Annotated in this window: 19 protein-coding genes; 8 read left to right on the forward strand and 11 right to left on the reverse strand. The window is 64.1% G+C overall.

From position 1 onward, the window contains the following. Window positions 1-3: 3 nt before the first annotated feature. From AB7535_RS06910 to AB7535_RS06920, 3 genes are all read right to left on the reverse strand, one after another. Window positions 4-1,020 carry an FAD binding domain-containing protein gene (locus tag AB7535_RS06910; RefSeq protein WP_085400652.1) on the reverse strand — a complete coding sequence of 339 codons (1,017 nt, stop codon included), beginning with the start codon at window positions 1,018-1,020 and terminating at the stop codon, window positions 4-6. Next, window positions 1,017-1,508, reverse strand: coding sequence for a (2Fe-2S)-binding protein (locus AB7535_RS06915; RefSeq protein ID WP_085400654.1), 492 nt, complete (start codon window positions 1,506-1,508; stop codon window positions 1,017-1,019). Before AB7535_RS06915 ends, AB7535_RS06910 begins: the two co-directional genes overlap by 4 nt. 143 nt (window positions 1,509-1,651) lie before the next feature. After that, window positions 1,652-2,131 carry an Lrp/AsnC family transcriptional regulator gene (locus tag AB7535_RS06920; RefSeq protein WP_028150288.1) on the reverse strand — a complete coding sequence of 160 codons (480 nt, stop codon included), beginning with the start codon at window positions 2,129-2,131 and terminating at the stop codon, window positions 1,652-1,654. A gap of 141 nt (window positions 2,132-2,272) precedes the next feature. On the opposite strand from AB7535_RS06920, the gene ald reads away from it, so the two are divergent. Further along, a complete protein-coding gene (ald, locus tag AB7535_RS06925) occupies window positions 2,273-3,388 on the forward strand; it encodes an alanine dehydrogenase (protein WP_085400655.1) in 1,116 nt (371 codons plus the stop codon). 3 nt (window positions 3,389-3,391) lie between these two features. Here ald and AB7535_RS06930 read toward each other — a convergent pair whose 3' ends face one another. The 4 genes from AB7535_RS06930 to AB7535_RS06945 all read right to left on the reverse strand — a co-directional run bounded on the left by AB7535_RS06930 (window position 3,392) and on the right by AB7535_RS06945 (window position 8,217). Next, window positions 3,392-4,027, reverse strand: coding sequence for a 2-hydroxychromene-2-carboxylate isomerase (locus tag AB7535_RS06930; RefSeq protein WP_085400657.1), 636 nt, complete (start codon window positions 4,025-4,027; stop codon window positions 3,392-3,394). 151 nt (window positions 4,028-4,178) lie between these two features. Next, window positions 4,179-6,089: a flavin-containing monooxygenase gene (locus AB7535_RS06935; RefSeq protein WP_085400659.1), complete on the reverse strand. Its 1,911-nt coding sequence runs from the start codon at window positions 6,087-6,089 to the stop codon at window positions 4,179-4,181. After that, entirely contained in the window at window positions 6,086-6,727 is a 642-nt protein-coding gene (locus tag AB7535_RS06940) for a TetR/AcrR family transcriptional regulator (protein WP_071915527.1), read from the reverse strand. Before AB7535_RS06940 ends, AB7535_RS06935 begins: the two co-directional genes overlap by 4 nt. Beyond that, window positions 6,724-8,217, reverse strand: a complete 1,494-nt coding sequence (locus tag AB7535_RS06945; RefSeq protein ID WP_085400661.1) for an AMP-binding protein — start codon at window positions 8,215-8,217, stop codon at window positions 6,724-6,726. Before AB7535_RS06945 ends, AB7535_RS06940 begins: the two co-directional genes overlap by 4 nt. Before the next feature lie 173 nt (window positions 8,218-8,390). Between AB7535_RS06945 and AB7535_RS06950 the strand changes: the two genes are divergently transcribed. The 7 genes from AB7535_RS06950 to AB7535_RS06980 all read left to right on the forward strand — a co-directional run bounded on the left by AB7535_RS06950 (window position 8,391) and on the right by AB7535_RS06980 (window position 14,680). Further along, window positions 8,391-9,650 (forward strand): ABC transporter substrate-binding protein, encoded by a 1,260-nt coding sequence (locus AB7535_RS06950; protein WP_085400663.1) that lies wholly within the window; start codon window positions 8,391-8,393, stop codon window positions 9,648-9,650. A 90-nt stretch (window positions 9,651-9,740) separates the two neighbouring features. Continuing rightward, window positions 9,741-10,643, forward strand: a complete 903-nt coding sequence (locus AB7535_RS06955) for a branched-chain amino acid ABC transporter permease (RefSeq protein ID WP_085400665.1) — start codon at window positions 9,741-9,743, stop codon at window positions 10,641-10,643. Further along, window positions 10,640-11,659 (forward strand): branched-chain amino acid ABC transporter permease, encoded by a 1,020-nt coding sequence (locus AB7535_RS06960; RefSeq protein WP_085400667.1) that lies wholly within the window; start codon window positions 10,640-10,642, stop codon window positions 11,657-11,659. Before AB7535_RS06955 ends, AB7535_RS06960 begins: the two co-directional genes overlap by 4 nt. Before the next feature lie 2 nt (window positions 11,660-11,661). Further along, window positions 11,662-12,417, forward strand: a complete 756-nt coding sequence (locus tag AB7535_RS06965; protein WP_085400669.1) for an ABC transporter ATP-binding protein — start codon at window positions 11,662-11,664, stop codon at window positions 12,415-12,417. After that, on the forward strand, window positions 12,414-13,127 hold the full coding sequence (locus AB7535_RS06970; RefSeq protein WP_085400670.1) for an ABC transporter ATP-binding protein: 714 nt from the start codon (window positions 12,414-12,416) through the stop codon (window positions 13,125-13,127). The genes AB7535_RS06965 and AB7535_RS06970 overlap by 4 nt, the downstream gene beginning before the upstream one ends. 165 nt (window positions 13,128-13,292) lie before the next feature. Then, window positions 13,293-13,511 carry a hypothetical protein gene (locus AB7535_RS06975; RefSeq protein ID WP_063984492.1) on the forward strand — a complete coding sequence of 73 codons (219 nt, stop codon included), beginning with the start codon at window positions 13,293-13,295 and terminating at the stop codon, window positions 13,509-13,511. Between the two features lie 110 nt (window positions 13,512-13,621). Beyond that, window positions 13,622-14,680 (forward strand): YeiH family protein, encoded by a 1,059-nt coding sequence (locus AB7535_RS06980; protein WP_038941923.1) that lies wholly within the window; start codon window positions 13,622-13,624, stop codon window positions 14,678-14,680. A 205-nt stretch (window positions 14,681-14,885) separates the two neighbouring features. Here the strand turns inward: AB7535_RS06980 and AB7535_RS06985 are convergent, their stop codons facing one another. From AB7535_RS06985 to AB7535_RS07000, 4 genes are all read right to left on the reverse strand, one after another. Further along, a complete protein-coding gene (locus AB7535_RS06985; RefSeq protein WP_085400672.1) occupies window positions 14,886-15,758 on the reverse strand; it encodes an ABC transporter ATP-binding protein in 873 nt (290 codons plus the stop codon). Then, on the reverse strand, window positions 15,755-16,666 hold the full coding sequence (locus tag AB7535_RS06990; protein WP_187387763.1) for an ABC transporter permease: 912 nt from the start codon (window positions 16,664-16,666) through the stop codon (window positions 15,755-15,757). Before AB7535_RS06990 ends, AB7535_RS06985 begins: the two co-directional genes overlap by 4 nt. Continuing rightward, window positions 16,663-18,084, reverse strand: a complete 1,422-nt coding sequence (locus AB7535_RS06995; RefSeq protein WP_439037250.1) for an ABC transporter substrate-binding protein — start codon at window positions 18,082-18,084, stop codon at window positions 16,663-16,665. The genes AB7535_RS06990 and AB7535_RS06995 overlap by 4 nt, the downstream gene beginning before the upstream one ends. A gap of 165 nt (window positions 18,085-18,249) precedes the next feature. Beyond that, window positions 18,250-19,023 (reverse strand): Crp/Fnr family transcriptional regulator, encoded by a 774-nt coding sequence (locus AB7535_RS07000; RefSeq protein ID WP_085399404.1) that lies wholly within the window; start codon window positions 19,021-19,023, stop codon window positions 18,250-18,252. Between the last annotated feature and the right edge of the window lie 153 nt (window positions 19,024-19,176).

Genomic DNA, 19,176 nt, shown 5'->3' on the forward strand with positions numbered 1-19,176 from the left:
CCCTCACGCGATTTTCTTGTGAGCCTGTGATTGTGGCGTGGCGATCGCGGCCTGTATCAGCGTACGCACGATGGTGCGGCGTGCGAGCTCGATCTTGAAGCGGTTATGTGCGCGCGCCGTTGCCCCGTGCAGCAGCAGATCGGCCGCGCGCGAGAAGTGGTCCGGCGTCGCTGCCTGGCCGCGCAACGCCGCTTCGGCCTCAAGGCTGCGCCAGGGCTTGTGAGCCACGCCGCCGAGCGCCAGGCGGGCTTCGCTGATCGCGTTGCCATCCAGTTCGAGCGCGGCCGCGACCGAGACCAAAGCAAAAGCATAGGACAGCCGGTCGCGGATTTTCAGATAGCTGTAGTTACGGGCAAAGCCATGCTTGGGAAGTTCGACGGCCGCGATGATCTCGCCGATGCCGAGATTTGTATCGACATGAGGTTTGTCCTCCGGGAGTCGATGGAAATCGGCCAATGCGATCGTGCGCTGGCCGGAGGGACCTGCGACGTGCACGAGCGCACCGAGCGCGGCAAGTGCGACGCTCATGTCGGACGGGTTGGTCGCGATGCAGGACGCGCTCGTGCCGAGGATTGCGTGGTTGCGGTTGAGGCCGTCGATTGCCGAGCAGCCGCTGCCGGGCTCTCGCTTGTTGCAGGGCGTCGCCGTGTCATAAAAGTAGGCGCAGCGCGTGCGCTGCATCAGGTTGCCGCCAACGGAGGCCATATTGCGCAATTGCGCGGAAGCGCCGGCGAGGATGGCGCCGGCGAGCAGGGGGTAGCGCTGCTCGACAAGCGGATGGTAGGCGAGGTCCGAATTCGGTACCAAGGCGCCGATGCGCAGCCCTCCGTCGGACGTCTCCTCGATGTCGCGGAGCGGCAGGCGGGAGATGTCGATCAGCCGGGAGGGCCGCTCGACATTTTCCTTCATCAGGTCGATCAGATTGGTCCCGCCGGCAATCAGCTTGGCGTCGGGATCGGCGGCCAGCAGGCGGATCGCATCGGCGACGTCGGTGGCGCGGGAATATTGGAAGTTGTTCATGGCCGGCCCATTGCCTGCTGGATCGCGGCGACGATGTTCGGATAGGCGCCGCAGCGGCAGAGATTTCCGCTCATCAGCTCTCTGATCTCGTCGGCATCCCGGGCGCGGCCTTCGGCCAAAAGGCCCGCCGCCGAGCAAATCTGTCCCGGCGTGCAATAGCCGCACTGAAAGGCGTCGTGGTCGATGAACGCCTGTTGCACGGGATGAAGCGTTCCGTCCTTGGCAAGCCCTTCGATCGTCGTGATCTCGGCGCCGTCCTTCATGACGGCGAGCGTCAGGCAGGAATTGACGCGCCGTCCGTCGATCAGCACGGTGCAGGCGCCGCACTGGCCGTGATCGCAGCCTTTCTTGGTGCCGGTCAGCGCAAGATGGTCACGCAGGGCATCCAGAAGCGTGGTCCAGGGCACGAGATCGAGCGTGTGGCCGACGCCATTGACGACGATATGAACTGGAATGCGTTCGGGAATCTCGTGCGTGACATCGCTCATGTCCTGCTCCCTGCGACGGCGACTGAGCCGAGACGTCAGCCGAGCTGACGCGGAGGCACCGTTGCCTCCGCTTGCCAATGGCCTCCAACTTACAATCGGCCGCTTGGTTCCCTGCCGGGAATTATGGCGCCCGCGACACAGTGTCAGCGCTTGGCTTCGCCGAAGACCACCGTCGGCACCGCGCGGTTGACGATCTCGCGCAGCGCGAAGCTCGATTGGACCCGCGCCACGCGCGGCAGGCGCGACAACTCGGTACGGTGGATGCGCTCGAAATCCTGGATGTCGCGGGCGAGCACGATCAGGATGTAGTCGTCGGTGCCCGACATCAGGAAGCAGCGCACGACGGACGGACATTTCACCACCTCGGCCTCGAACGCCTTCAGCGCCTCGTCGCTCTGGCTCTCCAGCGCAATGCGCACCAGCACGGTCGTGGTGAGGCCGAACTGCGCCAAATCAAGCGCGGCTTGGTATGCCTGGATGTAGCCGTCGTCCTCCAGCGCCTTCTGCCGCCGCGCCAGCGCCGTGCTTGATAGCCCGACCTTGGTGGCGAGCTCGGTGTGGCTGGCCCGCGCATTGGTGGTGAGTTCCGCGAGGATGGCGAGATCTTTCCGGTCGAGGGCCAAGGTTTCGTTTCCAGCGTGAAAGGGCGTTTGCACGCCGGAAACCGGCGCGGGGAGGTCGAAGCTAGCGGATATTTGCACGAAACCAAACTGGCCCGATCGCTACGATGGCGGGGTGAATCAGGACGTTGGAAGGAGCCCAAAATGCGCGTCGGTGTGCCCAAGGAGATCAAGGTGCAGGAATATCGCGTCGGGCTCACCCCGGGCGCGGTCCGCGAATATGTCGCGGCCGGGCACCAGGTGACGGTCGAGACCGGCGCCGGCAGCGGCATCGGCGCGTCCGACGAGGTGTACCAGCGGGCAGGGGCCGCGATCGCGGAGAACGCCCGCGACATCTTCGCCAGCTCCGACATGATCGTGAAGGTGAAGGAGCCACAGAAAAGCGAATGGGCCCAGCTTCGCGAAAGCCAGATCCTCTTTACCTACCTCCATCTCGCGCCGGATCCCGAACAGGCCAAGGGTCTGCTCGCTTCCGGTTGCACTGCGGTCGCCTATGAGACCGTCACCGACGCGGCCGGTCACCTCCCCCTGCTTGCGCCGATGAGCGAAGTCGCCGGCCGCCTCGCCGTCGAAGCCGCCGGCGCCGCGCTCAAGCGATCGGCCGGCGGCCGCGGGGTGCTGCTCGGCGGTGTGCCCGGCGTGCAGCCGGCGCGCGTCGTCGTGCTCGGCGGCGGCGTGGTGGGAACGCAGGCCGCGCGCATGGCGGCGGGCCTCGGTGCGGAAGTCACTGTGATCGACCGCTCGATTCCCCGTCTACGCGAGCTGGACGATGTGTTTCTCGGGCGCGTGCGCACCCGCTTCTCGACCATCGAAGCGGTCGAGGACGAGGTGTTCGCCGCCGACGTCGTGATCGGGGCGGTGCTGGTGCCGGGCGCCAGCGCTCCAAAGCTCGTCACGCGCGCGATGCTCAAGTCGATGCGGCCGGGCGCCGTGCTGGTCGACGTCGCGATCGACCAGGGCGGCTGCTTCGAGACATCGCATCCGACCACGCACGCCGATCCGACCTATCAGGTCGACGGCATCGTGCATTATTGCGTCGCCAACATGCCGGGCGCGGTGCCGGTGACGTCGAGCCAGGGGCTGAACAACGCAACGCTGCCATTCGGCCTGATGCTCGCCAACAAGGGCTTTGCTGCAGTCCTGGAAAATCCGCATTTGCGCAACGGACTGAACGTGCATCGTGGCCGCATAACCAACAAGGCGGTTGCCGAGAGCCTCGGGCTGGAATTTGCTCCGGTCGAGAGCGGCCTCGCCGCTTGACGGCTACACTGATTTGCGGTGGCGGCTGTCGAGCGCGGCCTCGATCGTTTCCGGACGCTCGATCCGTTCGATCAGCATGTCGATGCGATCACCGCCCCAGAACAGCTCGCCGTTGAACACCATGGTCGGCACGCCGAACACGCCGAGTGCTTCGGCTTCGTCGATGATGCGGTCGTGCTCGGTGCGGGCAGGGCCGTTGACGTAGGCTTCGAACTCGCTCGCCGAGCCGCCGCACGCGGTGATGACGTCCGTGATTGCGGCGAGATCGTCGATCTCGAGCTCATGGCTCCAGAATTTGCGGAACACCGTGTCGTGATAAGGGCGGAAGAAGCCGTGCCGCTGTGCGAACAGCATTCCAACGCTGGAATAGAAGGCGTCGTAGATCCGACGCGGCCCCTTCATGACGAGCCCTTGCGCATTGGCATAGCGCCGCGCGTCCATATAGGCGTAACGCACCTTGCGCCAGAAATGCGGCGTGCGCTCCTCGACCGTCCCCATGAATTCGGCGACGCGCAGCGTATAGGGCAGCCATTCGAGCTCGACGCCGTGCGCCTCCTCGAGCGAAAATAGCCGCTTGTTGGCCACGAACGCGTAAGGGCTCTTGTAGTCGGTGTAGACGCGGACAAGCGGCTTGGGCATTGGCGGCTTCCCTCGGCGTACGGCGCTCCCGGTTGTGCGGGAGATTAACCCGCGAATTCCGTCATTGCGAGCGCAGCGAAGCAATCCAGAGTATCTCCGCGGAAAGATTCTGGGTTGCTTCGCTGCGCTCGCAATGACGACGAGGTGAGGTTTACGCCTTCGTCAACCTGTACTGCCCCAGATCCGGATCATGCGTCATGCGCCAGTAGTCCACGAACCGCCAGGGCATCGCCGAAAACACGCGGCCGCTCGAATTGCGATAATAGGTGCTCATGCCGGTATGGGTCCAGATCATCGCCTCGTGCTCGGCATCGACCTTCTGGACGTAGTCGTCCAGCACCTCCCTGCGGACGTCGATGGCGGCGACGTCGTGCTCAATCATGTCGGCGAGGCAGGCGGAGATATAGCGGCTCTGGCATTCCGACTGGAAGATGACGCTGCCGCCATGGGCGGGGCCGGAGTTCGGACCGAGCATGCAGAAGAAGTTCGGAAAGTCCGGGACGGTGAGGCCGAGGAACGCCGTCGGGTTGTCGTTGGCCCAGGCCTCGCGCAGATCCTTGCCGCCGCGGCCGCTGATGTTGAGGCGCGCCGCCATCTCCGTGACCTTGAAGCCGGTGGCGACCACGACGATGTCGGCGGGGCGGTGCTCGCCGTCTGCGGTGACGATGCCGTCGCGATCGAAATGATCGATCGTGTCGGTGACGAGCTCGACATTGTCCCGCGTGAGCGTCCTGAACCAGTTGTTGTCAAGCAGGATGCGCTTGCCATAGGGCGGATAGGTCGGCACGCATTTGGCGATCAGGTCGGGCCGATCCTTCAGCTCGGTGAGGATGAAATCGGTCAGCTCCTGGCGATGCCGGTCATTGCCCTTGTTGACGGCGCGCTCCGGATGCGGCCAGGCCGGGTCCTTGCGCAGGAACGGCAACAGGCCGTCGCCATAGCGCCAGAACATGTTGAAGCGGTACCACTGCACATAGAACGGCAGATGCGCGAGCAGCCAGCGCGCGCCGTCGCTGATCGGATCGGAATAGCCCTTAACGGGCCGCGCCCATTGCGCGCTGCGTTGATAGACCGTGACGGACGCGACGCGGCCGGCGATCGACGGCACCAGCTGCATCGATGTCGCGCCGGTCCCGATCACGGCGACATGCTTGCCGTCGAGATTGATGTCGTCCGACCACAGGGCCGAATGCAGGATCGTGCCCTTGAAGTCTTCCTCGCCCTTGAAGCGGGCGCGAGAGGGATCGTTGAGCTGGCCGATGGCCGAGACCAGCGCGGTGGATTCAAAGGTTTCTTCGCCGCTCTTCGTCTTCAGCGTTGAGATCCAGCGTCGCTTGCCTTCGTCCCAGCGCGACGCTGTCAGCTCGGTATTGACCCGCAGATGCTCGCGGATGCCGTATTCCTCGGCGACCTTCAGCAGATAGGCAAGCAGCTCCTCGCGCTGGCAGAAATAGCGCGTCCATGCATTGCCCGAGCCGAACGAGTAGGAATAGGAATGGTTCGGCGTATCGACGCCGCAGCCGGGATAGCGGTTGATCCACCAGGTGCCCCCGAGCTCGGCGTTCTTCTCGACGATGGTGTAGGGGATGCCGAGATGGCCGAGTGCGACGCCGAGCGCGATGGCGCAGACGCCGGCGCCGACGATCAGCACGTGCTGGCCGGCAAGCTTCTCGGCGGAGGGGCGCTTCGTCCATTGCGGCTCGCGCGCTACAAATCCCATCTCCTCGCGCATCAGCGGTGCATATTCCGGTGCGACGTTCTCGCCGAGGCAGGCGCGCATCATCTTGAGCAGCAGCTCTTCGCCGGGATCGGTGATGACGGGTTTTGGCGTGCCGCCGGCAAACAGCTTGACCACTGCGGCACGGATTTCGTCCTGGACCTCCCGGGGCACGCCGGCTTCTGGATCGGGAATGAGGCGGATGTCGCGCTTGGGCAAGTACGGCGGCTCGAGCCAGCGCTCATCGCCGGTCATGTGCACCAGCACCATCAGCAAACAGCGGATATCGCCTTCGGCGATCGCGGAGACGAGATCGAGCGGCTTTTGTGGAGATGCGATGTTCATGGCGTGTCCTGATCTCCGGATGCACTGAAGAGGCCGCGCGTCATCAGCTTGCGATAGGCGGAGATGACGTGGTCGGGGACGGCGGTGACGCCGCCGGCCGAATAGGAGTAGCGGCGGCTGAGATAGCCGCGCGCGCCCATCAGCATGTGGACGATGGCCTCGAATTCCTCGTCGCTGTAATCCTCGATCGCGCCTGCCGCTCGTGCGCGGCGCAAAATGCGGACATAGGCGACCGAAATGTTGTCGAGATGTTTCTGGTAGCCGATGGGCGCGAAGAATTCGGCCTCGTTGAGGATGCGCAGGAACTCCGGCACCTCACGGATAAAGTCGAAGAAGGCGGAGAAGCGGGCGATCTCCTGCCGCGCGGCATCGGCGGTGCCGGTGCGTGCGCGGATGAACTCGACCATGTCGAGGCCGATCTTCGGCAGCAACTGGTCGAGCAGTTCCTGGCGGTTCTCGAAATGATTATAGAAGGTGCCTTGCGCGACGCCGGCTTCTTCCGTGATGCGGGCGACGGAGGCTTCGGCATAGCCATGCTTGCCGACGACCTTGGTCGCGGCGTCAAAGATCTTCTGCTTGGTCCAGGCGTTGCGCTCGACGCGGTTAAGCTTTGTGACCTTGGCATTCGCTTGCGTCATTCAGAGGTCTCCAGCTCGGCGCGCAGCACGCGCTTGAGGATTTTTCCGCTCGGGTTGCGCGGCAGGCCGTCGCGGATAACGAGCTGTTTCGGTACCTTGAAGCTCGCCAGGCGCGTACGGCAGTGCTCGGTGAGGGCAGGGAGCGCAAGGCTCGCGCCTTCGGCCAGCACGACGATCGCGACCGGCCGCTCGCCCCAGCGCGCATCGCGCAGGCCGATCACCGCGACTTCGCGCACCTCGGGCAAGTCGTAGATGACGCGCTCGACTTCGGAGGAAGCGATGTTCTCGCCGCCCGAGATGATCATGTCCTTCTTGCGGTCGGTCAGGTACAGGAAGCCTTCCTCGTCGAGATAGCCGACATCGCCGCTGCGGAACCAGTCGCCGAAGAAGGCCGCCGCCGTCTTCTCCGGATCCTTCCAATAGCCGCGCGTGATTTTCGGTCCGCGCAGACAGATCTCGCCATTGACGTTCGGCGGCAGCGTCTTGCCGTCCTCGTCACGGATCTCGATCTCGACATGGGCGATGGCGCGGCCGGTCGAGCCGATCTTCTCGATCTCGCGGCCGGCTTCCATGAAAGTGTCGCCGCCGACGGTCTCGGTGAGGCCATAGGCATCGATGTAGCGCGCATTGCGGAAGAACTCCGAGAACGCGCGGATGCGCACCTCCGGCGTCTTCTCGCCGCCGCCGATCGCCCATCTCAGGCTGGAGACGTCGTAGCGATCGCGGGTGGGGCAGGTGAGCATCGCGGTGGTCATCACAGGCGCGAACCATGCCGCGTTCAGCTTGTCCTCCGCGATCGCCGCAAGCGCGGTCTCCGGCTCGAAATTGCGCTCGATGCGGATGAAGCCGCCGTGCCAGAGCACGGCGATGCCGGGCAGGTCGAGCGCGCCGACGTGATAGAGCGGGCCGACAACGAGCAGTCGCGTCTCGGCACCGATGCCGAGCGCGATCGTCTGGTCGGCGGACTTCCAGTAAAAATTATCGTAAGTGAGCATCACGCCTTTGGGGCGGTCGGTCGTACCCGAGGTGTACATCAACCGCATCAGGTCGGACGGTGCGCGGACGTGCATCGGCGCGGGCACGGCCTCGCCCGCGAGGTGCGTGATGCTTTGCTGCGCAACTTCGTTCAGCACGACAACCTTCGCGCCCGCTGCATTCGCGGCGAGTTCCTCATCGACGATCAACAACCGCGCGCCGGCATTGCCCGCGATGTAGCCGACCTCGTCGCGCGACAGTCGAAAATTGATCGGCAAGAACACCGCGCCGAGATGACTGGTGGCGAAGACGAGCTCCAGGAACGCCGCGCTGTTCTTCATCAGCACGGCCACGACGTCGCCCGCGCCGATGCCCTGCGCGGCGAGCCAGCCGGCCGCTTGCCGGATGCGCGCATCGAAATCGGCGTAGGAGATCTCCTCGCCGCGATATTTCAGCGCGGGCCGGTCCGGCGTGCGCCGGGCATGAAAGGTGATGAAGCTCGAAAGATTGATCATTTTGCGGGTTTTGGGCCGATTACCGGCCTCGTTTCCTCCTTTGATGAATTATGACTCGTAATTCATCTTTGGCTTGACGTCACCCCCCTGCCTCTGAAATTGTTGGGAACACGGAGACGAGACGATCTCCGGCAAGGGACCAGGAAACGCCGACCCGAAAGAGGGAGGGGAAAATGACGAGAACCCGCATGCCGGGCATCAGCCGCCGTTCAACGCTGGCGCTGATGGGCGCCGGTGCGATGAGTGTTGCCGCACCGTGGGTGGCGCGCGCGCAAGCCAAGACGATCAAGATCGGCATGCCGACGATTCTGTCGGGCCGCGTTGCGCAGCTCGGCACGTCGTCGCGCAATGCGGTGATGCTCGAGGTCGACAAGGTCAACGCCGCCGGCGGACTTGCCGGCCGCCAGATCGAGATGGTGATCCGTGACTCCAAGGGCCAGCCGCAGGAAGCCGCCCGCGTCGCGCGCGAGCTCGTCAACACCGATGGTTGCGAGTGGCTGATCGACGGCGAGGCGTCGTCCGGATCGTTTGCGGTTCACGAAGTGGCGCGCGATCTCGGTGTGCTCTGCGTCCACACCTGTTCGGAAGCGTCCTCGCTCACGGCCGATCCGAAGCAGCACATCCCGAACGCGTTCCGTTGCGTGCGCCAGGGCATCCACGATTCCATCGTCGGCGGCAGCTATGCCGCCTCGATCGCGAAAGCCAAGGGCCTGAAGAAATGGGCGACCTGCTCGCCGGACTATGCCTATGGCCGCGACACCACCGGCGAGTTCACGCTGTACCTGAAGCGCTTTGCGCCCGACGTCGAAATCATCAGCGAGTCCTGGCCAAAGCTGTTCCAGCCCGACTACACCGAAGTCGTGACCAAGATCCTCCAGGCCAAGCCGCAGGCGCTGTACTCCTGCCTGTGGGGCGGCGATCTCACCTCCTATATCGACCAGGCCAACATCTATGCGATGTTCGGCCAGATGGAGGTGTTCGCGGTCAACATGGCCGACTACACCGCGCTCACCGTGGTGAAGAACCTGCCCAAGGGTATCCACTCCGGCAACCGCTACATCAAGACCTTCCCGACCACGCCGGAGAACGCGGCCTGGGGCGATGCCTACAAGGCGAAGTACAACGAATATCCGACCAACTGGTCGTGGCAGAACGCGACGGCCGTGATGTTCCTCGCCGAGGCCGCGAAGAAGGCCAACACCACCGACGGCAAGAAGATCGCGGAGGTGCTGAAGGGCCTCACCATCAAGTGCCCGTTCGGCGCCGACGGCACCGTGACAATGCGCGGCGACGACCACACGCTGGTCGGCTACGCGATCGGCTGGGGCACCACGATCCCGCAGGAGCCCTACGTGCCCGAGGTCAAGGCCGGCGACTGGAAGACCATCTTCGAGCTCGAGGCCGAGTGGAAGAAGAGCAAGGGCTACACCTGATGTGACGCGCGGCGGAGACGGGCGACCGTCTCCGCCGTTTTTATTTGGTTCTCCGCGCCAAGTCCGGCGCGTCGCAATGAAAGTGCTCCCGTGGATCTCGACGCGCTCGCCGGCTGCCTCTCCAGTTCCGCCTGCCTGGTGACGCAAACCACCAGCGGCCTCATCATCGGCATGCTCCTGTTCCTGGTCGCAGTCGGGCTGACGCTGATCTTCGGCGTGCTCAAGGTCGTCAATTTCAGCCACGGCGCCTTCTACATGTTCGGCGCCTATTTCGCGATGACGGCCTATCAGCTCACCGGGAGCTTCGCGCTGGCGATGTTCGCGGGCGCGGCTGGGACCGCGATTCTCGGTATGATCTTCGAGCGCGTCTTCATGAGCCGCGTCTATGGCGCCGACGTGCTGATGCAGCTGCTCGTCTGCTACGCCTTCGTGCTGATCTTCGACGATGTCGTGCGCATCATCTGGGGGCCGGAATTCAGGTCGATGGGCATGCCCGCGGCATTCCAGGTGATGCCGCTGTTCATCGCCGGCGGCGTAGTGCCGCCTTATTACCTGCTGCTGATCGGCGTCGCGCTCGTCGCAGCGATCGTGCTCGGCATCGGATTGTCGCGCAGCCGTATCGGCAAGGTGATCCGGGCGGCGGCACATAATCCCGGCATGGTCTCGGCGCTCGGCATCAATACCGGTCTGATCTATGGGGGCGTGTTCGCGCTCGGCGGCATGCTGGCGGGCCTTGCCGGCGCGCTCGCGGCGCCCGTGCGTTCGCTCACACCCGGCATGGGATTTTCGGTACTGATCGAATCCTTCATCGTCACCGTGATCGGGGGGATGGGTTCGATCCTGGGCGCTCTGATCGGAGCGCTGCTAATCGGTCTGATCCGCTCCTTCGGCTCGCTCGGCTTTCCCCTGTTCACGGAAGGCCTGATGTACCTGTTCATGGTGATCGTGCTGGTCTCCAAGCCCACCGGCCTGTTCGGCAAGGAGGCGGCATGACCGAGCTCGAGGCCGGACGCGCCGAGACGCTGGCGCCGGTGCGTAGCGGTGTGGCGCTGCAACGCTATCGCGACGTCCTGATTGCGCTCGTCGCCTTTGCCGTGCTGGCGAGCCTGCCGCTGTTCACCGGCAGCAAGGCGCTGCTCGATTTCGTCATCCGCTGCTCGGCTTACGGCCTGTTCGCGACCTCGCTGAACCTGCTGGTCGGCTACACCGGCCTGACTTCGTTCGGCCACGGCATGTTCTTCGGCCTTGGCGCCTACAGTTTTGGCCTGATCATGCAGAAGCTGGGCGTGCCGATTCCCGTGGCCTTCGTCGCGACGCTGGCGATCACGGCGGTAATCGCCGCCGTCATCGGCGCGATCTGCGTGCGGCTGAAGGATATCTATTTCGCCTTCGTCACGCTCGCGTTTCAGATGCTGATCCACTCGACCATCCTGTCCTGGGCCTCCTTCACCGGCGGCGACCAGGGCCTGCGTGGCGGCATTCCGCGCCCCACATTCCTCGGCATCAATCTTGCGAACCACATCCATCTCTATGTCGCGAGCTGCGCGCTTCTCATCCTCGGCCTGCTCGCGATGCGCCAGATCGCGCAATCGCCGTTCGGTTACACGTTGCGCATGATCCGCGACAATGCCGCGCGCGCAAGCTTCCTCGGCATCGACGTCTGGCGGGCCAAGCTGACAGTCTTCGTGCTGGCGGCATTGTTTGCGTCGATGGGGGGCATGGTGATGGCGCTGTTCGTCTCCGGTGCCTATCCGGAATTCGCCTATTGGACGATCTCGGGCGAGGGCATCTTCATCAACATGCTCGGCGGCGTCTCGACCTTCCTGGGGCCGATGGTCGGCACCGTGCTGCTGCTTCTGCTCAACGACACCGTCACGCGCTTCACCGAATACCACGGCATCGTGCTCGGCGTGGTCATCCTGTTCTTCGCGCTGGGCCTGCGCAAAGGCCTGCTGGATTTCGTTGCCGACTGGTTCGCGCACCGGCGTGACGCAGGCGAGGGGCGCTAGCGATGCTCGAGATCCGCAACCTCGCAAAATCCTTCGGCGGCGTGAAGGCGACCAACGACGTCACGCTCGACTTCCCCGACGGTTCGCTCACGGCGGTGATCGGCCCGAACGGCGCCGGCAAGAGCACGTTCTTCAACCTGATCACCGGCGCCTTGAGGCCGGATTCCGGCCAGGTGCTGCTCGACGGCATCGATCTCGCCGGCCGCTCGCCGCCGGAGATCGTGCGGCACGGCATCGGCCGCGCCTTCCAGGTCGCGAGCATCTTCAAATCGCTGACGGTGCAGGAGACCATGCTTGCCGCCGTCAGCGCCGACCAGCGCTCGTCCGCGGTGCTGCACAAGCGCTTTCCCTTGCCCGAGACGCGCGACCGCGCCGAGCACGTGATGGAGCTGCTGGGCCTCGCGGGAAAGCGCAATCGCACGGCCGCAACGCTGTCGCATGGCGACCAGAAGCTGCTCGACATTGCGCTCGCTCTGGTGCTCGAACCAAAGGTTCTGCTGCTGGACGAGCCGACTGCCGGCATGGGCCCGGAAGAGCGCTGGCGCATGATCGACAAGGTGCGCGAGCTCTGGGAGACGCAGAAAATCACCGTCGTCTTCATCGAGCACGACATGGACATCGTGTTCAAGATCGCCCCAAAGATCGTCGTGCTCTGCTACGGCCGCATCCTCGCGACCGGCACGCCCGACGAAATCCGAAGCAACAGCGCCGTGATCGAGGCCTATCTCGGCACTGAACATGCGGGGGCCGCCGCATGAGCGCGACCATTATCGAAGTCGCCGATCTCGACGTCTACTACGGCACCAGCCAGATACTGTTCGGCGTCGGCCTCTCGGTGCGGCAGGGCGAGACCATGGCGCTTTTGGGCCGCAATGGCGCGGGCAAATCGACGACCATGAAGGCGATCATGGGGCTGGCGCCGCCGCGGCGGGGCAGGATCAGCCTGCGCGGCGCGGTGATCTCGGGCCAGAGGCCGCACCATATCGCGCGCGCCGGTCTCGGCTTCGTGCCGGAGGATCGCCAGATCTTTCCGGAGCACACGGTCGAGGACAATCTCGTCATCGGTCGCAAGAAGGGGCCGGAAGGCCAGGACGAGTGGCCGATCAAGCGGATCTACGACGTCTTCCCGCTGCTGGAGCCGCTGCGCCATCGCATCGCCGGACGTCTCTCGGGCGGGGAGCAACAGATGCTCGCCATCGCGCGCACGCTGATGGGCAACCCGGCGCTGTTGCTGCTCGATGAGCCGAGCGAGGGCCTCGCGCCGATCATCGTGCAGCGGATCGGCGAGCTGTTGCGGCAGCTCCGACAGCTCGGATCGACCGTGCTGATCGCCGAGCAGAACATGCATTTCTGCCTGGGGCTTGCGAGCCACGCCACTGTCATCGACAAGGGCCAGATCGTCTATGCCGCCGGAATCGACGAGCTGAAGGCCAACGACGCGATCCGTCGCCGCTATCTGGCGCTTTAACCGGGTTCCGGACCGCCAAACCGGCCCAAAGAAGAAAACTATTGCCTCGGGTTCGCCAGACGGAAGGAGTTTCCCCATCGAGGGCCAAAAACGCCAATCGCTTCCATTGCCGTTTGGGGCCGAAACGACGACATTCCATTCAGAATTTGATGGATCGGCGTAGCCATGGAACGCACTGGATTTGAGCCCTTCGGCGAGCAGCTGGTGTCCGCAACGGACACCCAGCCGCGATCGCGCGCGTCAAAGCTCCTGTTGCGGGCCGGCACCACGGTGTTCTGGTCGCTGGTCGCGGGGATCGTGCTCGCGCGTGCGGCCTTCTTTGAGCCGGGCGTCTATGACAGCTTCAGCCGCGTCGCCTCGCTCGCCAAAAGCCTGATCTTCTGAGCCGATTATTCCGGGCTGAGGATAGAACTTCCCTCGGCCCTGATATGCTGAAAACTTATTCCCCAATCGGCCAGCACTGCGTATAAATATTTCTCCTCTGGGAGAGATTTGTGTCGCAGAATCAAGCATCCAACCCGGCCGACGCCAAGCCTACCACTGTCGTGAGCCGTATTGCGGCGCTGATTCCGGGAATCCTCCTGTGCATCGCCGTGGCCGGTATCTCGGCCTTGCTCGAACGGGCCGAGCTGGGTGTCTTCGAGCACCCCTATGTCGAAGCGCTGGTGATGGCGATCCTGCTCGGGATGGCGCTGCGCAGCTTCTGGAAACCGGCGCCGCGCTGGCAGGCCGGCATCGCCTTCAGCGCCAAGCAGCTGCTCGAAGTTGCGGTCATGCTGCTGGGGGCCTCGATCAGCTTCGCCGCCATCGCGGCTTCCGGCGTGGCGCTGCTGGCATCGATCGCCGCGGTCGTCGTGATCGCGCTCTGCGTCTCCTTCGGCCTCAGTCGCATGCTGGGCCTGTCGACGCGGCTCTCGATCCTGATCGCCTGCGGCAATTCCATCTGCGGCAATTCCGCGATCGCCGCCGTGGCGCCGATCATCGGCGCCAACAACGACGAGATCGCGTCCTCGATTTCCTTTACGGCGATCCTCGGCGTGATGATGGTGCTGGGCCTGCCGCTGCTGATTCCGCTGCTGCAATTGTCGGCCACGCAATATGGCATCCTCGCAGGCCTCACCGTCTACGCCGTGCCGCAGGTGCTTGCGGCAACGGTCCCGGCCGGGCTCGTCTCGACGCAGATCGGCACGCTCGTGAAGCTGATGCGCGTGTTGATGCTCGGGCCCGTCGTCGTCGGTCTCTCCCTGGTCGCCTCGCGCTGGCAGACCGGCGCCAAGAAATCCAATGTCGGCTTCTTCCGCCTGGTCCCCTGGTTCATCCTCGGCTTTCTTGCGCTGGCGACCCTGCGCTCGCTGGAGATCGTGCCGGGCACGGTGGTCGGGCCGGTGACGAAGATCACGAGCTTCCTGACGGTGGTCTCGATGGCCGCGCTCGGCCTCGGCGTCGACGTGAAGGTGCTGGCGAATGTCGGGGGCCGGGTGACGGCTGCCGTGACACTGTCGCTGATGCTGCTCCTCGGCATCAGCATCGCGCTGGTGCACTGGTTCAAGTGAGGGGAGCACAGCGACTGCGAACTCCTCTTCCTTCTCCCCTTGTGGGAGAAGGTGGCGCGAAGCGCCGGATGAGGGGTTCTATCCGCGAGTCCGAAATGAGAGGGGAGTTTGCCGAAGCAGACCCCTCATCCGCCTTGCCTTCGGCAAGGCACCTTCTCCCACAAGGGGAGAAGGGAAGTAAGAGCGCAATCGTCGAGATGGGGCGCTAGATCACATCCGCCAGCGAATGCCCATGCAGCTCGATGTTAAGCCCTTGCATGCCCATGTCGCTGATCTCGCCGCCCATCGCCTTCAGGCTCTCCTCGCGGATCAGTGACATCAGGCCGCGGCGGAGCGCCAGGAACTCCGACGACATCATCATCGATTGCTGCCGCGGCCGCTCCAGCGGGATCGGGATCTCCGCCTTGATCGAGCCGGGGCGGGCGGTCATGCAGTAGACGCGGTCGGAGAGGAAGATGGCTTCGTCGATGTCGTGGGTGACGAACAGCACCGAGATCTTCAGCCGTTGCCACATGTTGGTGAGGATCTGCTGCATGATCACGCGCGTCTGCGCGTCGAGCGCGCCGAACGGCTCGTCGAGCAGCAGCACCTTCGGTCCCGTCGCGAGCGCGCGGACGATGCCGACGCGCTGCTTCATGCCGCCGGAGAGTTTTTCCGGATAATGCTTTTCGAACGCTTCGAGCCCCGCGAGCCCGAGCAGCGTGCGCGCGGCGCGCTCGCGCTGGGAGCGCGCCATGCCGCGCATCTTCAGGCCGAACTCGACGTTCTCCCGCACCGTCTTCCACGGAAACAGCGAATATTGCTGAAATACCATGCCGCGCTCGGCGCTGGGGCCGTTGACCCGCTCGCCGTCGACCGTGACTACACCGGTGGTCGGCTTGAGGAAGCCGGCGACAGCATTGAGCAGCGTCGACTTTCCACAGCCGGAGGGCCCGACGATCGAGACGAACTCGCCGGGCTTCACATGAATCTGCGTATCGGTGACGGCCTGCACAGGTCCCTCGATGCTCTCATAGCTGAGGGAGAAATTCCTGACCTCGATATGGCCTTGCGGTGCTTTGGTCAGGATTTCGTTCATTTTAGCCTCCACGGCATCACCAACTGCCCGGCGCCCCTGATAAGCAGGCTCGATCCAAGGCCAAGCACGCCGATCGCGATCATGCCGAGCGCGATGTCGGCATATTGGACAAGGGAATAGGCCTCCCAGGTGAAGTAGCCGATGCCGTACTGGCCCGAGATCATCTCGGCGGCGATCAGCGACACCCAGGCCACGCCCATACCGACGGTGAGGCCGGTGAAGATGTGCGGCATCGAAGCCGGAAAATACACCTCGCGGAAGATCGAGCGCTCGCGCGCGCCGAGACATTGCGCGGCGCGCACCAGCACGGGGTCGACGAGCGACATGCCATGCAGCGTGTTGACCAGGATCGGGAAGAATGCGCCGAGGAAGGTGATGAAGACGATGCTCTGCTCGTTGGTCGGCCAAAGCATGATTGCCATCGGCACCCAGGCGATTGCCGGGATCGGCCGTAGCACCTCGGCGACCGGGAAGATGATTTCGTGCACCAGCTTGAAGCGGCCCATGATCAGGCCGAGCGGCACGCCGACCACCGCCGCGAGCGAGAAGCCGAACAAGATGCGCCGGCAGCTCAAGAGGATGTGCAGCAGGAATTTCGGATCGTGGATCGCCTTGGTGAAGCTCGCATAGACCGCGAGCGGCGAGGGCACGTTGGTGAAGCGCACGAAGAACACGACGCGATAGGTCGTGAGCAGGTGCCAGACCAGCAGGAAGGCGAGCAGCGATATGATGCCGATCGCCGTCGCGCGTAGCCCCGCTCGATTGAGCCGGTACCAGCGCAGCGCAAGCGTGCCGAAGGAAGGCGGTGTCGCGGGCGGGAAGGGGGCGGGCACGGGGCCCGCCTCGGCGATTGCAGTTGCTGCCGGCATGCTGTCCTCGGGATGTCTGGCGAGGGCGGGACTGCTCACGTCTTGCCTCCGCCGACCGCCGCCTTCACCGCGTCGTCGAAGCCGAGCACCTTGCCATTGATCTTGGCGGCATGGGCTTCGGCGTCCTTCTTCAGCAGGAACGGCGCGACCTCGCCGTTGCCGACCGCGAAGAAGGCCTGGTCGGCGAACAGCTTGATTCCACGGGTGGTGTCGAAGACGTAGGCGACGTTGATCTTCTTGCCCTTGGCCTTGTAGTCGGCATAGGCCCCTAACGTGCACGCTGCGGACGCAAACGGCAGGATGCCGGCTTCGTCGACCCAGACCTCGCCGGCCTTGCGCGGGTCGGTGATCGGCTTCTTGCAGAAGGAATCTTCGCCCGCGATCTCGTAATTTCTGGTGCTCGCAAGCTGGGTGTCATAGTCGAGCTTCATCTCGGCATAGGCCTTGCGGATGTAGGAATCATCCACCCACTTCTTCGGATCGAACTCCTTCATGCGGCCGAGATTCTGCAAAACCTTGACGTCGGTCGCGGCTGCATCGATCAGCGCCGGCTTCACCGTGGGATCGGTGGTCATGTTGCCGCTGGGACCGAGGAAGATATAGACGACTTCCTTGTTGATGCCGGTCCACTCCTGGATCTTTTCGGCCGCGAGCTTCGGATCGTCGCGCAGCCACTGGTTGGCGGCGATCAGCGCCTTGAAGTAGGCAACGATGACCTCGGGGTATTTCTCGGCGAAATCGGTGCGGACCACGATGCCGTGGAAGGTCGGCAGGTTGGTCTCAACGCCGTCAAAGATTTTTTGCGCAAAGCCGCGGAACGGCAGCAGCTCGGCGAAGGGGACGAAGTCGGCGTGCGCGTCGATCTTCTTCTCCTGGAGATTGGTCGAGCCGACCTCCGGGCTCTGGCTGACGAGCTGGAAGAAGTCGGAGGCGTAACCGCGGTCCTGCATCGCCTTCAGCACCATGCCGTGCGCGGCCGAGCCGAACGGCACGCTGACGAGCTTGCCCTTGAGATCGGCGAGATCGTAATAGGGCGAGTCCTTGTGGACCACGAGCCCGTTGCCGGAGCCAGACAGGCTGTAGGCGGCCACGCCGATCAGGCGGCTCTTGCTCTCCGGATTGCTCTCGAAGGTGAAGCCGTTCACGATCAGCGGATAGTCGCCCATCATGCCGATCTGGAGCTTGTTCGCCATCATCGCATTGGTGACGGGCGGGCCTGAGGTGAAGTTCTGCCACTCCAGCTCGAACTTGATATTGGCGTATTTGCCGTCCTTCGGCAGATATTTCTCGAGGAGATGCAGCTGCCGGATGACGACGCCGGCGGTCACCGTGTTGGTCGTGGTGTCCTGCGTTCCGATGCCGAGGGTGACGGTTTCCGCCAGGGCCGGCTGCGCGATCAGAAGCGCCAGCGAGGTCACCGACATCGCGATCGAGAGCGTGGGAAGATGGCGGACCATTCTCATCCTCATTCGGTTGGATGTGCTGTGGTTGCCATGATTGGGTGAGGCCGCGGGCAGGGCAAATCCGGAGTGACCGCCGCAGTCGATTAGTTGCCGGGAAAAGCTGATTGCATACTCCTTGGGCAGTCCTGCACTATAAAGCCACTTGCCTGTGCATCGACCCTAGTCGCCGCTCTGGCCGCGCATCTCCTCGAGAGCGTCGGCCCGGCACACCACGATCTGCGAGCGCTTGGTGACGACGATTCCCTTCTCCTGCATCCGTTTCAGGCTGATCGTGACCCATTGCCTGGTCGCGCCGACCATGTGGGCGATGTCGGCATGGGTGAAGGCCGCCGCGATCACCCGGCCGTCGGCATCCTCGACGCCGTAGAGCTCGACCAGATGCAGCAGAAGATGCGCGAGGCGCTGGGTGATCGAACGTGTTCCCAGCATTTGCGCCAGCGCCGAATAGCATTTGCCCTTGAAGGTAAGGCCTTCAATGAGGCCGATGGCGAGGTTCGGGATCTCCACGGCAAGGGACCGCAGTTCCTTTCCGGGCAGGTGCACGACGCTGCAATTGCTGGATGCGACGCCGGACCATTGATGCACGGTGCCCTCGAACACTTCGGGCCCACCGACGAAATTGCCGACGTGCCAATAGGCCAGCGTGATCTCGCGTCCGAGCGGCGAAGTGTAGAACACGCGGATGCGGCCGCTCTCGATCAGCCAGATGCCGTCATGCTTGCCGCCCTGGCTGAACAGCGTCTGGCCGCGGTTGAGCACCTTTCGCCGGCCCTGCTTCAGCACCAGCTCCCGCTCGCGCGGTGACAGCTTGTCCATCAGCGGCGGCGGTCCGCCGATCCATTGTTGGTTCTCGGTCAGCAGCAGCGAGGAGCCGCCGGCAGGCCGGACCGTTGCGGGAACCGTCCCGCGAACCGCATTCGCCGCCTGCAACATCGTCTGCCTCCGGAACGTTCAAATCGTTCTAAAGAGGAGCAATGTCCGTGCCAGATGGGGGGAGCTCGTGGCAGGCCGCCGCCATTCACTCCGCTGTCATCGCCCGCGAAGGCGGGCGATCCAGTATTCCAGAGACTTCAGTGACATACGGAG

This window comes from Bradyrhizobium sp. 956_D2_N1_4 (assembly GCF_052076025.1).
In the GTDB taxonomy this organism is placed as follows: domain Bacteria; phylum Pseudomonadota; class Alphaproteobacteria; order Rhizobiales; family Xanthobacteraceae; genus Bradyrhizobium; species Bradyrhizobium barranii.